Source organism: Bradyrhizobium betae (genome assembly GCF_004123905.1).
GTDB classification, from domain to species: domain Bacteria; phylum Pseudomonadota; class Alphaproteobacteria; order Rhizobiales; family Xanthobacteraceae; genus Bradyrhizobium; species Bradyrhizobium betae_A.
Window position 1 is genome coordinate 207,507 of sequence record NZ_MZXW01000004.1, and the last position, 14,025, is coordinate 221,531.

General features: G+C 62.4%; 14 protein-coding genes. 5 read left to right on the forward strand and 9 right to left on the reverse strand.

The genetic code is table 11. From position 1 onward, the window contains the following. Positions 1-97: 97 nt before the first annotated feature. Positions 98-361, reverse strand: coding sequence for a DUF6894 family protein (locus B5V03_RS01105; protein ID WP_245502131.1), 264 nt, complete (start codon positions 359-361; stop codon positions 98-100). Positions 362-554: 193 nt separating this feature from the next. Here B5V03_RS01105 and B5V03_RS01110 point away from each other — a divergent pair, with 193 nt between their 5' ends. Then, on the forward strand, positions 555-1,265 hold the full coding sequence (locus B5V03_RS01110) for a Bax inhibitor-1/YccA family protein (RefSeq protein ID WP_129267436.1): 711 nt from the start codon (positions 555-557) through the stop codon (positions 1,263-1,265). On the opposite strand, the gene B5V03_RS01115 is transcribed toward B5V03_RS01110, so the two are convergent. From B5V03_RS01115 to B5V03_RS01150, 8 genes are all read right to left on the reverse strand, one after another. After that, positions 1,219-1,773 carry a DUF1269 domain-containing protein gene (locus B5V03_RS01115; protein ID WP_129267437.1) on the reverse strand — a complete coding sequence of 185 codons (555 nt, stop codon included), beginning with the start codon at positions 1,771-1,773 and terminating at the stop codon, positions 1,219-1,221. The genes B5V03_RS01110 and B5V03_RS01115 overlap by 47 nt on opposite strands. Before the next feature lie 196 nt (positions 1,774-1,969). Beyond that, positions 1,970-3,742 carry a complex I subunit 5 family protein gene (locus tag B5V03_RS01120; protein WP_129267438.1) on the reverse strand — a complete coding sequence of 591 codons (1,773 nt, stop codon included), beginning with the start codon at positions 3,740-3,742 and terminating at the stop codon, positions 1,970-1,972. Beyond that, positions 3,742-4,083 (reverse strand): NADH-quinone oxidoreductase subunit K, encoded by a 342-nt coding sequence (locus tag B5V03_RS01125; RefSeq protein ID WP_129267439.1) that lies wholly within the window; start codon positions 4,081-4,083, stop codon positions 3,742-3,744. The genes B5V03_RS01120 and B5V03_RS01125 overlap by 1 nt, the downstream gene beginning before the upstream one ends. Next, positions 4,080-5,024, reverse strand: coding sequence for an MnhB domain-containing protein (locus B5V03_RS01130; RefSeq protein ID WP_129267440.1), 945 nt, complete (start codon positions 5,022-5,024; stop codon positions 4,080-4,082). The genes B5V03_RS01125 and B5V03_RS01130 overlap by 4 nt, the downstream gene beginning before the upstream one ends. Then, the gene (locus B5V03_RS01135) at positions 5,021-5,311 is read right to left on the reverse strand and encodes a cation:proton antiporter (protein ID WP_129267441.1); all 291 of its coding nucleotides are present in this window, start codon (positions 5,309-5,311) and stop codon (positions 5,021-5,023) included. The genes B5V03_RS01130 and B5V03_RS01135 overlap by 4 nt, the downstream gene beginning before the upstream one ends. Continuing rightward, the gene (locus B5V03_RS01140) at positions 5,308-5,598 is read right to left on the reverse strand and encodes a monovalent cation/H+ antiporter complex subunit F (RefSeq protein ID WP_129267442.1); all 291 of its coding nucleotides are present in this window, start codon (positions 5,596-5,598) and stop codon (positions 5,308-5,310) included. The genes B5V03_RS01135 and B5V03_RS01140 overlap by 4 nt, the downstream gene beginning before the upstream one ends. Beyond that, positions 5,591-6,112 (reverse strand): Na+/H+ antiporter subunit E, encoded by a 522-nt coding sequence (locus B5V03_RS01145; protein WP_129267443.1) that lies wholly within the window; start codon positions 6,110-6,112, stop codon positions 5,591-5,593. The genes B5V03_RS01140 and B5V03_RS01145 overlap by 8 nt, the downstream gene beginning before the upstream one ends. Before the next feature lie 218 nt (positions 6,113-6,330). Further along, positions 6,331-6,534, reverse strand: coding sequence for a DUF3551 domain-containing protein (locus tag B5V03_RS01150; protein ID WP_129267444.1), 204 nt, complete (start codon positions 6,532-6,534; stop codon positions 6,331-6,333). A gap of 314 nt (positions 6,535-6,848) precedes the next feature. Between B5V03_RS01150 and B5V03_RS01155 the strand changes: the two genes are divergently transcribed. The 4 genes from B5V03_RS01155 (at position 6,849) to arcA (ending at position 13,883) form a co-directional block, all read left to right on the forward strand. Then, positions 6,849-7,958, forward strand: a complete 1,110-nt coding sequence (locus tag B5V03_RS01155; protein ID WP_129267445.1) for an efflux RND transporter periplasmic adaptor subunit — start codon at positions 6,849-6,851, stop codon at positions 7,956-7,958. Beyond that, positions 7,955-11,020, forward strand: coding sequence for an efflux RND transporter permease subunit (locus tag B5V03_RS01160; protein ID WP_129267446.1), 3,066 nt, complete (start codon positions 7,955-7,957; stop codon positions 11,018-11,020). Before B5V03_RS01155 ends, B5V03_RS01160 begins: the two co-directional genes overlap by 4 nt. 140 nt (positions 11,021-11,160) lie before the next feature. Continuing rightward, entirely contained in the window at positions 11,161-12,594 is a 1,434-nt protein-coding gene (locus B5V03_RS01165; RefSeq protein ID WP_129267447.1) for a basic amino acid/polyamine antiporter, read from the forward strand. A 26-nt stretch (positions 12,595-12,620) separates the two neighbouring features. After that, positions 12,621-13,883, forward strand: a complete 1,263-nt coding sequence (gene arcA, locus B5V03_RS01170) for an arginine deiminase (protein ID WP_129267448.1) — start codon at positions 12,621-12,623, stop codon at positions 13,881-13,883. Positions 13,884-14,025 lie beyond the last annotated feature (142 nt).

Below are 14,025 nucleotides of genomic sequence, written 5' to 3' on the forward strand. Positions count from 1 at the left end.
GACACTAGAGGCGGCTTTCCCCTCGGGACATCAGGGTTTCTCTGTAGAGGGCAAGGCAGGAAATCGGCCGACCGGCGTCTACGGCGCCTGCCTGACGTCAGTGGGACGGAGGCTGCGCGTCCTTATGGCGATTTGCCGGTTCGGGCGCCGCGGCGTACGCGATCAATACGAAGCTTGTTCGGCAGAGCTCGCCGGCCTTTGCGAGTTCCACCGCGATACGCTTGGCGTGCAGGACGGCAGCTTCCTGGTTCGCGTAATCATATCCCATCCCGTCCCGACAGAGGCCGTATTTGTCGACGATATGAAAGAAGTAGCGCATGCGGACGGAGTAGGCCGGTGCGCTGCCGGCTTCCAGTGACAAGCGTGTAAGAATCTAAGCAAAAGGGATAAGGAGCGCCGGTCGACTCCCGCATCGGGTTTCAGCAAGCCGAGGGTCCGCGTCGCGCGAGATAGGGTAACGTATCCTCCTGCACTCGGGTGATCATCCGATGTTCCCGCCAGAGCCGGATCACTAGCTTGCCTTCTTCCTGCGAACGAACGCGAGGAGGCAGGCAATGTCGAACTATGATCCGAACGCGACCGTCCCAGAAACCGTTGGCAACTCGCTGGCGATAGACGCGGGATTGCGCACATACATGCTGCGCATTTACAACTATATGGCTGCGGGCGTCGGCCTGACGGCCGTTGTTGCCTGGCTGACCTATCAGCTGATGGGTCCCGCGTTGCTTCAGAGCCCACTGATGTGGGTATTCATTCTGGCACCGCTCGGGCTGGTGTTTTTCATTGGGGCGCGCATCAATACTTTGTCAGCGGAAACGGCGCGGCTGTTGTTCTTTGTCTATGCCGCGTTGGTCGGCGTCTCGCTCTCGACGCTGCTGCACATCTACACCAGTGCCTCGATCACGCGCGTCTTCTTTATCGCGTCGGCAATGTTCGGGGCACTCAGCGTCTTCGGCTACTCCACCGGGCGCGATCTGTCCGGGGTCGGCAGATTCCTGTTCATGGGCCTGATCGGCATCATCGTTGCAAGCCTGGTCAACCTCTTCTTGAGGTCGACGGGACTCGATTGGTTGATCTCGATTATCGGGGTGGGTGTCTTTGCAGGACTCACGGCCTACGACACGCAGCGCATCAAGGCGATGTATGACGGCAGGGACGACGAGACCACGGCAGGTCGCAAGTCCGTGATCGCGGCGCTGTCGCTCTACCTCAATTTCCTCAATCTGTTCTTGATGCTGCTGCGCCTGTTGGGCGGTCGACGTTAGGCGGCTCAGCCGCCGGTTGCTCCGCTGTGCTGGCGAGCGCGTCGCGCAAGATCTTCTCCTTGGTCTCGTCCAGGGACGTTTTCAGCACGACCCCGCCGGCGTCCTTGATCTCCTTGAGGACCTTGTCGGCTGTCATGTGCTTGATCAGGACGAAAAGCGCTGCGTTGCCGGGGTGGAGCGATGCCGAAAGCTCCTTCACGAACGAGTCGTTGATGCCGAAATCGGACAAGGCGCCTCCCAGCGCCCCGGACGCGGCCCCGAGCGCCACACCGATGATCGGGTTGAGGAAGAGTACGCCGATCAGAAGCCCCCAGAAGCTCCCGGTGATCGCGCCCGTCGCCGTGGTGTTGACGAGCTGGTTGAGCTTGACGCTGCCGGTCTCGGTCTTCACAGCGATGACGGCATCGCCGATGGCGATCAGATACTCCTTTTGCAACTTGAGCAGCCGTTGGCGGACGTCCTCGGCCTTCGCCTCATTCGGGTACACGATCGCGATCAGATCAGACATGGAGACCTCCTGAGGCTTTCTGTTGGGGCGCCACCACTCAGGAGGACGGATCCCGACTGCGCGGTGCGGGACCAAGACTAGACGGTGGGCCGCTGGCCTGGCATCCGAGGAAACCCTCAGGCGCGCGAAGAATGTTCCGGACCTGTCAGGGAGCGAAACCTTCGATCATCTCGTTCCGCCCCAGTGCCCTGGGCATTTAGTTGCCGGCGAACATCAACGCGGTGAGCATCAATGCGACGAGCAGGAGGGATATGCCGGCCGCCGACCATTGGCGAAGAACGTCGTCACTCCTTTCAACGAGGCTGCCGAATCCGATACAGGCGCGCCGGAAGGGGCCTATCAGGCCCATCAGCGTCTTCCAGGGTGCCGAAAAAGCCATAGGATGCGGCCAGGGACTGAGCAGGATCGCGAGTGCCGCACCTCCGAGCACGGTTACGAGCAATTTGACGAGTGCTTCGACGCCGAACAGTTTCAATGCCGCGGCATACGGGATCGGCAAATACGGCTCCCATGGCAGCAGGCCAAGCAATAAGGAACAGAGCGCCAGGACAAGCGCCGCCACCTCGCAGCTGCGCCGCGTCGAACCGGTGAGGACGATCGGCCGATCCGTAGGCCCGAGCGCATGAGCCAGAACCAGCACGACATAGGCGCTCGTGAACATTCCGCCGGCCTGGAGCACGACGGCCCACCACCATTGTCCCGTTTTCGTCGTCTCCTGGAGCAACAACTCCTTCGCAAGCGCCGCTCCGCCCGGTTGAACGCCCATCAGCGCGAAGCCGCCTATTGCGAATGCCAAGACGCTCAAGGGCAGGACGTGTGCAACGCCCTGCAGCCCGGTGATGCGGTCATGGCCCAGCCCGGCGTAGATCGATCCGACTGCCAGGAACATCGCCGCCTTCGCGGTGGCGTGGGAGACCGCCTGAAGCAATCCGCCCGCAAGGGCTGGCCCATTCTCGAGTTGACTCGAGGCACTGAAGGCGAGCGGGAACATCAGGAACAGGTACCCGATCTGAGCCAATGTCGAATATGCGATGAGCAGCTTGAGGCGCTCCTGCCGCAGAGCGACGATGCTTCCGACCATGATCGCGCTGGCTCCTAGCGCTCCCAGAAATTGTGCTGCAGCAAAGCCGGGCAGGCCGGGAAGGACGTTGAACCAGAGTCGCAGGAGGATGAAGAAGGATCCCTTCACGACCAGGCCGGATAGAATCGCGCTCGCGGCCGCCGGTGCGCCGGCGTGGGCGGGCGGCAGCCAGAGGTGCAACGGAAAGAGCGCAGTCTTGGCGAGGAGGCCGGTCGTCATCAATGTCGCCGCAATAAGGGCTCCGGGCTCGACGGCGACGCGATGCGACAGCAGCACGATATCGAGCGTACCGTAGAGCCCATAGAGAAGGGCCGTGCCCAGCAGGTAGAGAACCGAGCCGAGCAACGCGAAAAGAAGATAGCGCAACGCTGCCTGAAGGGTATCCGCTCGGCCCTCGAGGGAGACCAGCGGCACCGCGGCGAACGTCAGCAATTCCAGGGCAACATAAAGGGTGAAGAGGTCTCCGCCGACGAAGACTGTGTTTAGCGCCGCCCAGATTGCCAGCAGCAGAACCCAGAATGCGAATGGTGCGCGCGCGTTCGCTGCTCTAGGGCGAAAATCTGTTGCGGCAAAAACGGCGACCGCGCAGATCACGATCGCCGTGGTCGCGAGCATGACTGCCGACAAGCCGTCCGCGCGAAGGGCCACCCCCAATGGTGGCGGCCAGGCACCGAGCAGGTAGACGAGGAGGCCGTCGTTCCCCGGCAAGGCCAGGAGAACAGCCGCGGCAATCGTCAACCCGACCGGCATGACCATGAAGGCAACCCGCCGAACGTAGCGGTCGCCGAGAGCGAACGCCAGCAGGACGCCTACGACCGGTACGGCGATCGACAGCACCAGCAGGACGCCGGCCGCGGTCGTCGTCAGGGGAGAGGCAGGGGCCAGCATCAGCCACCAGACGGATCGGAGCGCGGGTTCGTCGGCGCGCGACTGCTGAGCGACGTAGAGCCGGAGGCGTGGAACAACCGAAGCAACAAGGCAATTGCCAAGGCCGTCGCGGAAAACGCGACCACGACTCCCGTGATCACCAGCGCCTGGGGCACCGGATCGTTGCCAACACCCGCCGCAGCTCCCCGTCGCCCGACGATCCCGAACAGGAGAAACACTCCGCTGCCGAGCAGATTGAATGCGACGATCTTGCGTAACGGTTGCGGGTTGGTGATCAGGCCGTAAAGCCCAAGTCCGACCGCGGCGGCGGCACACAATCCGAACACCGATACGCTGCTCATCGCGATGCATTCCTTTCAGGCGCGCCAGCGAGGAGGAGGGCGAGCGTCGCAGCGATTGTCAGGATCATCGCGACCTCGATGCCGAGAATGAGCGGTTTGGCGAACGCAACCGGATAGGCGAGGAAGGCCGCTCCGAAACAAAGCCCACCGAGGCCAACGACCAGAAACAGGCCCGGCCCGGCAACCAGGATAAGCCGTAGCCGTCGGCTGCTCACGGGTGGCGTATCCGCCAATCCGGCCATGGTGACGAGCAGCCACATGGATGCCAGAACTGCGCCGCCCTGAAAGGCTCCGCCGGGGTGATCGGCGCCTGTCCACAGCATGTAAATGCCGACAACAATGCCCGCGGGCGGTAAGAGGCGCGCGAGAAAGGCGAGAACGCCATTTGGATCGGCTTCGTGGCGTGGTCCCGGACGACCGCCCCAGGCGCGGTCCGGCGCGAGCGACCAGACACCGACGATGGCCAGGAGGAGCACGACCTTCTCGAGCATGGTGTCCATCCCGCGAAATGCCATGAGGACATTGGTGACCGGATTGGCCATTCCGGTCGCCCCGGCATTCGCGGCGACGGCCGGTGCCAGCGTTGGTGCCGGATCTGGCAGTAGCAGGATCGCGACACCTAGCGCCGCCGCGACCGATGCCGACAGGATGGCTGCGATCAAATGCGTAAAGCGGTCGGGTCGTTCGGCTGCCGTGGCCTCGGCATCGCGCAACCGGGCAGCGGCTCCCAACAGCACGACGCCACCCAGTCCTCCGCCAATGGCCGCCTCCGTCAGTGCGACATCGACCGCGTCGAGACGGACCCAGATCAGCGCGACCAGGAGACCGTAGGCGACGAAGCCCACCGTTGCCGAATACGTCTCGGGGACGGCGATGGTCCAGATGGCGAGGCCCAGCACCACGGCGGCGAGTGCGACCTCGAAGACCGTTGCGATGCTCATCTGGCCCCGCTTCGGCGCACCGTGCGCGCGATCAATTGCGAGACCGTGGCGCCGGCAAGAAGTGCGAACATCCAGATGCTCATCAGCTTCAGCCCGTCGCGCAGGTCTCCTGCCTGGGGAAGCAACCCGAGCACGACGAATCCGAGGCCGAGATTGTCGGCCTTGGTCAGCGCGTGGAGGCGGGTCAGGGTGTCGGGGAAGCGAAGGAGGCCGACTGTGCCGGCCAGGAAGAAGAACGCGCCCGTCGAGACGCACGCGAGAGTCATGATGTCCCGCGCGAAGTTCATTTGTCCTCCGCCGAACCGACCCCGTCGCTTTCGAGGCGGGACAGCCCCTTCTTGACGAACGCGATGGATGCGAAGGTGGCGAGCAGCGCCAGGATCAAGGCCACGTCGACTGCTGCCGGGACGCCTGTCACGGTGCCGAGCAACAGCAGCACCGCGATGCCCGCGGTACCGATCAGCTGCGCAGCCATCATCCGGTCGGCGTCGCCCGGACCGCGCAAGATCGACACCAGGCCGAGGGCCAGAAGCGCGAGGATCAAGCCGACGGCAGCGGTCAGGAATTCAGTCATTGTAGAGGGCCCGGACCAGCGCCGCTTCCTCGGCGGCGAGATCGTCGAGGACTGGTTGTGTGACGTCGAGGCAATGATAGACGATGTGCCCGTTCTCCTCGCCGGCCGGCACCGTCCCGGGCAGCAGGCTGGTGAGTGTCGTGAACACGTTCTGCCGTACGCCGCGTGATAGCCGGGACGGATAGGCGACGAATCCCGGATGCAGCGGCAATCGGGGATGCAGTGCGCGTCCCGCGACGTCTATGCCGGCGACGATGGAGTGATAGAGGAAAAGCAGCGCCAATCGGGCGATGGCCACGAGCGAACGCCGCGAGCTGCTGGGTTCGAGCAGGTGCAGGCTGGTCCAGGTTGCCGTGGCGATCGCAACCGCAGCGGCAGGAAAATCTCCTGGATTGGCTCCGGCGAGAACGAGCCAGAGGCAGAGGAACGATGCTGCCCTGAACATCGCGATCCGCCACAATTGTCCACCCCTGATGGCCGCGCGCCCGTCTCGATCACGGGAGGACCCTGTCATGTCGGCTTCCTCGGTTGCTTCGGATTTGCGTCGCCAGATTCGACAGCACCTTCAGGAGGCGGGTTCGCTGGCGGCGCCTTCCTCGGCAGATCATTTAATGCACTGAGCCGCAAGCCGGCGTAGCGATACATAATCATCCAGAACGGCTCCGATGGCGCCCACGAGCGGATCGTACGGCGCCATCGTCTTGGATAGGATCTCGCGACCCTGCCGCGCAACTAGCGCGACGCCTGCCTAGCGAAGCAGGTGCCGCCCCTTCCGCTCCTGGACGCGCGGCACTGCTCCTCGGTGGAATACCTGCAATGGGTCATTCCCTTGAACTTGGAGCACCATTGATTCTGCTGAGCTTGCGCCTGTGATGCGACGGGCGTGATCGCCAGTGTCCCCAGGATGGCGATGGCAACCAAGATAAATTTTCGCATTTGAAATCCTCCTGATCCGTCGGTTCGGTGGGAGCTACGTTCAAGCGTCGTTCTTCAAGCGTTTGCTTCACCTGACCGTTGCATCATGTCGTGTCAGCGAAGCTGGCGGTATTGGGTGATTGCCTGATCGGGGCTCGGGAATCTCCCAAGGCACAAGCCACGGTGAACCACGATTACATCCGGTTGCGTCGAGTAGATTTACCGATGTCGGCAGCGGGCCCCATCAGCAAACATGCCAACCACGACACCGAACCAACTCAACCTCGGAAAGGCCGATCTGCCCGGCAACATTTCACTCCGGAACGGAAGAGCTCATGTTCACGCGCGGCTGCCGATCTACGCCTCGACGCATCGTCACACTGACTTTCCTCGCTGCGTTCTCGCCGATTGTCGCAGGCTGCGGCAGAGAAGCGGCAACGAATGACACGCCCGTGCCGCGGATCGTACGTACGGCGACCGTTGAAAAACGCAAAATCACCACGCCCCTGACATTTTCCGGCCGGGTCGAAGCTGAAGACGAAGTGAATGTGGCATTCCGGATATCCGGGCGGCTGTCGAACAACGACACCAAGATCGGCGATCGGGTCAAGGCCGGCCAGGTGCTGGCACGATTGGAGTCCCAGAACGAGCTGAACGCACTGCGGCAGGCCCAGGCATCTCTCGCCGCGGCCCAGGGGCAGTTGACGCAGGCCCGCAATCACTTCGACCGTCAGGAGACGCTTTTGGCGCAAGGCTGGACCACGCGCGTCAATTACGATGCTGCGACCCAGGCGCAGCAAACGGCGCGATCGCAGGTTGATGCAGCCGAAGCGGCACTGAGCGCCGCGCATGACCTCGTCGGTTTCACTGAACTGAAGGCCGATGCTCCTGGAGTGATCACCGCCACCGGTCCAGGAGCCGGCGAGGTGGTCCAGGCCGGGCAGATGATCGCGAGGATCGCTCGGCAAGACGGCCGCGATGCGGTCTTCGACGTCCCCTCTCAAATGGTCAGATCTGCTTCGGCCGATCCGGAGGTCGAGGTCAGCCTGGCCGATGATCCTACTATCATGGCCAAAGGGCGCATTCGCGAAGTTGCCGCGCAGGCGAGTGCCGTGACCAGGACGTTCGAGGTGAGGGTCGGTCTGACCGATCCTCCGCCGGCGATGCGCCTTGGCGCGACGGTCGTCGGACGGGTGAGCACGAGCGCGGGGCCGATGATCGATATTCCGTCCTCCGCCCTGACCAGGATGAACCAGCGCCCCGCCGTGTGGGTCGTCGATCCGACCGCCGGTACAGTCTCGGTGCGCAATGTGGACGTCCTTCGGTTCGATGAAGCCCAGGCGGTGATTTCGCAGGGACTGGACACCGGCGAGGTCGTCGTTACCGCCGGCGTCCAGGCGCTTCATCCGGGTCAGAAGGTCCGGGTTCTCGGATCAGGGCAATGAGCGGAATCAATCTTTCCGATTGGGCGCTGAAACATCGCTCGCTGGTCGTCTATATGATGATCATTGCGGTGGTTGCGGGTGGGCTGTTCTATTTTCGCTTGGGTCGCAACGAAGATCCTGCCTTCATCATCAAGACCATGGTCGTTCAGGCAGCCTGGCCTGGCGCATCCGTGGAGGAGACGATGAAACAGGTGACGGAGCGCCTCGAACGCCGCCTGCAGGAAACGCCGCATCTCGACTTCCTGCGCAGTTTCACGAGAGCAGGGGTTTCGACCGTCTTCGTGAACCTGAAGGGGAGCGCCAGCGCGAAGGAGGTCGCCGACACCTGGTACCATGTGCGCAAGTCGATTGGCGACATGCGCCATACGCTGCCCGCCGGTGTGGTCGGGCCCGGGTTTAATGACGAATTCGGGGATACGTTCGGGATCATCTACGGCTTCACCAGCGATGGCTTCAGCCAGCGTGAGCTGCGCGACCGAGTCGAGGATATCCGCTCGAAACTGCTGCTCGTGCCTGACGTGTCGAAGATCGAGCTTTTGGGCGAGCAGGACGAGGTGATCTTCGTCGAGTTTTCCACGAAGGAGCTTGCGGCGCTCGGAGTTGATCGGTCCGCCCTTATTGCAGCGCTCCAGTCGCAGAACATCGTACGGCCGGCGGGAACGATACAGACCAGCTCCGAAAGCATTTCGATTCGTGTGTCAGGCGGCTTCCAGTCCGAACAGGACATCGCCAACATCAATTTTTCGGCGGGCGGGCGCATGCTTCGCTTGAGCGACATCGCACGGGTGCGGCGCGGTTACACCGACCCGCCCCATCCGATGTTTCGGGTCAACGGAAAGCCAGCCATAGGACTCGCAATCGCCATGCGGGATGGCGGGGATATTCTTGCGCTGGGGGCCAACATCACAAAAGCGATGACGCAGATTACCGCGGAGCTCCCGATCGGGATCGAGCCGAGCCTGGTCGCGGACCAGCCCGTCGTGGTCGATCACGCCATTCGGGAGTTCATGGTCTCGCTGCTGCAGGCGATCGCCATCATCATGGTGGTGAGTTTCATCAGCCTCGGCGTGCGACCCGGCCTGATCATCGCGCTTGCCATACCGTTCACGCTGGCGATCGTCTTGCCGATCATGGGTCTGCTGAGCATCGACATGCAGCGAATATCGCTGGGCGCGCTGATTATCGCGCTCGCCTTGCTGGTCGACGATGCGATGACGACGACCGACGCGACGCTCACCAAACTGGCGGAGGGGGCCAGCAAGGTCGAGGCGGCAACTTTCGCCTACCGGACCCACGCGATGGCGATGCTCGCCGGCACGCTTGTGACGATCGCCGGCTTCATTCCGGTGGGCTTTGCGGCGAGCTCGGCGGGCGAGTACACGTTTTCGCTGTTCGCCGTGGTCACGATCGCACTGCTGGTCTCATGGATGGTCGCCGTCATTTTCACGCCGCTGCTTGGCGCCGCGATCCTCGTTCCGCCCAGGCAAGGCAACTCGGCCGATCCGGGCAGGATTTTCCGGATGTACCGGAGCTTCCTGACATCGGCGATGCGCGCGAAATGGCTGACCATTGCGATCTCGGTGGCGCTCTTTGTCGGCTCGGTCCTTGCGATACCGTTGATCCCCCGGCAGTTCTTTCCGTCGTCGGATCGTCCGGAACTGCTGGTCGATGTCAGCCTGCCCCAAAACGCTTCGATCTACGCGAGCGAAGCTGCGGCGAAGCGCCTGGATGCGGCGCTCGCGGCGGACCCCGATGTGGCGCGATGGAGCACCTATGTCGGACGCGGCGCCATCCGCTTTTACTTGCCTCTCAATGTCCAGCTCCCGAACGACTTCTTCACGCAGACGGTGGTCATCGCAAAAGATGTCGCAGCGCGTGATCGCCTGCATGCCAGGCTCGAAAAACTGCTGGCCGAAGAATTCCCCAAGGCCACCGCATTCGTTTCGCCGCTCGAACTCGGGCCGCCGGTCGGATGGCCGATCCAGTATCGGGTCGATGGGACTGACGTGGAACGGGTACGAGAGATCGCGCTCAGGGTCGGACAGATCGTCGCGTCAAGTCGGGACACCAAGCAGGTCAATTTCGACTGGATGGAGCCCGACCGGCAGGTGCGCATCCGCGTCGACCAGAACGAGGCACGCCAACTCGGCCTCAGTTCGCAGGCGATCGCGACCGTCCTGAACGCTGTCATCACGGGCACGCCCATCACGCAGGTCCGCGACGATATCTATCTGGTCAACGTGGTGGCGCGCGCGACCGACGAGCAGAGGGTCTCGCTGGACAGTTTGCGCAATCTGCAAGTGGGGCTGCCGGGCGGACAGACCGTTCCTCTCGGCCAGTTTGCGTCCTTCGAGTATGACCAGGAGTTTCCACTCATCTGGAGGCGCGACCGCGTTCCGACCTTGACGGTCCAGGCTGCGATCGTCGGCGACAAATTGCCGGAAAGCGTGGTCGCCTCGCTGTTGCCGGCGATCGAGACGTTCAGAAAGACGCTTCCGCCGTCGTACAGCGTGGTCGTGGGCGGGACGGTGGAGGAGAGCCAGAAGGCGCAGGCATCGGTGCTGGCCGTTGTGCCGGTGATGCTTTTCGTCATGTTCACGGTCCTGATGGTGCAGCTCCAAAGTTTCCCTCGACTGTTCATGGTCTTGAGCGTGGCGCCGCTCGGGCTGATCGGGGTGGTCGCAGCCTTGATGCTGTCCGGGAGACCGCTTGGCTTCGTCGCCATTCTGGGGGTCCTCGCGCTCCTCGGTATGATCAGCAAGAACGCGGTCATCCTGATCGGTCAGATCGACGCGGAACGCGCCCTGGGTAAGACGCCTTGGGACGCCGCGGTCGACGCCAGCAGCTCCCGGTTCCGGCCAATCATGTTGACGGCCGTATCGACCGTCCTTGGGATGATCCCGATCGCGCCAACGGTGTTTTGGGGGCCGATGGCGTTTGCGATCATGGGCGGCCTGCTGGTTGCGACGGTTCTGACCCTGGTCTTCCTCCCGACATTGTATGTGGCCTGGTTTGGTCGCGATGGAAAAGGGCAGCGTTCAGCGGAATCGCGCCCCTCTTAGTTGCTGTTCGCGGGGGATTCCTCGCGACCGCCTCGGTAGTCCACCCGATGGGGCGCCTCCTATCCGAGGCGCATGGTGTCGGCTCAAAGAGTGCCACCCGGCGAGGATATTGCGCATCGCCTGCGGCTTGAGGTCCTCATATGACTGGGACGCCATCAGTCCAGAAGCTCTCGCTGTTCGCCCTGACCGCGATGGTGGTCGGCTCGATGGTGGGCTCGGGCATCTTCTCGCTGCCCCGGACCTTCGGCATCGCCACCGGCCCGTTCGGCGCCATCTTCGCTTGGTGTATCGCCGGTGGTGGCATGTACACAATGGCCCGCGTTTTCCAGACGTTGGCCGAACGGAGGCCTGATCTCGACGCAGGTGTCTATGCCTATGCGAAGGACGGATTTGGCGACTATCCCGGTTTCCTGTCTGCGCTTGGCTATTGGACGGGAAGCTGCATAGGCAACGTATCCTATTGGGTCCTGATCAAGTCGACGCTGGGCGCGTTCTTTCCCGTGTTTGGTGACGGCAATACGATCATCGCGATCATCGTCGCGTCCGTCGGGATCTGGCTATTTCACTTCATGATCCTGCGCGGTGTGCAGCAGGCTGCGGCGATCAACACTATCGTCACCATCGCCAAGATCGTGCCGATTTTGATCTTCATCGCCATTCTCATCTTTGCGTTCAGAGCCGACGTGTTCCGCGCCAATTTCTGGGGCGGCGAGGGCATGCCGGAGAAGGGTCTTTTCGACCAGATCCGCGCCACCATGCTGGTCACGGTGTTCGTGTTTCTCGGGATCGAGGGCGCTAGCGTCTATTCACGCTACGCAAAGGAGCGATCCCACGTTGGCGCTGCGACGATTTTGGGTTTTGTGATCGTCACCAGTCTCATGGTGCTCGTCACCATGCTGCCCTATGCGGTGCTTCCCCGCGCGGAAATCGCCGACATGCGGCAGCCGTCCATGGCGACGGTGCTTGAAGCGGTGGTCGGCCATTGGGGCGCCGTCTTCGTCAGCATCGGGCTTCTGGTCTCAGTGCTCGGGGCTTATCTTGCCTGGTCCCTGATCTGCGCCGAGGTGCTCTCGGCGGCCGGCCGGACCAGGGACATGCCGGCCCTATTCGGCACCGAGAATGCGAACAAGGTCCCCGCTGCGGCGCTGTGGCTGACGAATGTCATCGTTCAGCTCTTCGTCATCAGCACCTATTGGTCCCGGGACGCTTTTGCCCTGATGCTAAATCTGACGAGTGTCATGAATCTCATTCCGTTTTTCCTGGTTGCCGCCTACGGGCTCTTGCTGGTCAAGCGGGGCGAGACTTATGAGAAGCGTCCGGACCAGCGCAGACGCGACCTGATCTTTACGGGCATCGCTGTCATCTACACGCTGTTTCTGATCAATGCGGCCGGAATGAAATACCTGCTCTTGGCGGCCATTCTCTACGCGCCCGGCACGGTGCTGTATTTCTGGGCTCGCTTCGAACAGAAGGCGAAGGTCTTTACTGCGGTTGAGTGGGGTATCTTCATCGCAGTCGTCGCCGCCGCGGCTGTCGGGATCCACGGATTGGCTACCGGCTACATCACGATCTAGGCAGGGCAACTCCCGGGAGAACTCCCATGGCGAAGCAGACATCGGACACCTCGGTTCCTTTTGGGGTCCATTCAGAGGTCGGCCAGTTGAGGAAGGTGATGGTCTGCTCCCCTGGCCGCGCCCATCAACGGCTCACGCCGTCCAACTGCGATACGCTGTTGTTCGACGACGTGCTGTGGGTGGACAACGCCAAGCGCGATCATTTCGATTTCGTGCAGAAAATGCGCGACCGCGGCGTTGATGTCGTCGAAATGCACAATCTGCTTGCCGAAACCGTCGCCATTCCCGAGGCGAGGAAGTGGATCCTCGACCATCAGGTGGTTCCCGACCAGGTCGGTCTCGGTCTCATCGACGAACTGCGTTCCTTTCTCGAGAGCCTCAAACCGAGCGATCTGGCGGAAACCCTGATCGGTGGCGTGTCGACCTATGACTTCCCGGACGCCCATGGCGGGGAAGCGCTCAAGCTGGTCCGCGAAGCGGCGGGCATGACCGAATACCTGCTGCCGCCACTTCCCAATACGCTGTACACGCGGGACACGACCTGTTGGATTTATGGCGGCGTCACCTTGAACTCGCTCTTTTGGCCGGCGCGGCATGAAGAGCCAATCCTTGCTGCTGCCATTTACAAGTTCCATCCGGATTTCGCCGGCAAGGTCAACGTCTGGTGGGGCGATCCAACCAAGGACCACGGCCTTGCCACCTTCGAAGGCGGCGACGTGATGCCGATCGGCAAGGGCAATGTCCTCGTTGGCTTGAGCGAACGTACCTCGCGGCAGGCCATCAGCCAGGTTGCCGCGGCCCTGTTCGAGAAGAAGGTGGCCGAACGCGTGATCGTGGCGGCCATGCCGAAGCTGCGCGCGGCGATGCATTTGGATACCGTGTTCACCTTCGCCGACCGTGATTGCGTGCTGCTTTATCCCGATATTGTCAACAGCATCACGGCGTTTTCCTACCGCCCTGCGAATAATTCCGCCGGGGTCGAGCTGCGCAAGGATGAGAAGGCATTTGTGGATGTCGTGGCCGAAGCCCTTGGCCTGAAGAAGCTGCGCGTCGTCGAGACTGGCGGCAACGCCTATATGCGCGAACGCACTCAATGGGACAGCGGTGCCAACCTTGTTTGTGTCTCTCCGGGCGTCGTGTTCGCCTATGATCGCAACACCTACACCAACACCTTGCTGCGGAAGGAAGGCATCGAAGTGATCACGATTGTTGGGGCGGAGCTCGGGCGTGGCCGCGGCGGCGGTCATTGCATGACGTGCCCGATCATCAGAGACGCCGTGGATTCCTAGGTGGATCGACCAGATTGCCAGTAACCGCCGCGTGTGGCAGGTCCAGTACGGCTCCCCCTGGCGAGCGCAACCAAAGATGTAAACCAACAACATTAACACGCCACAATTATCGCTCACCCTGGGACAATTCGTGGTGTTCGCA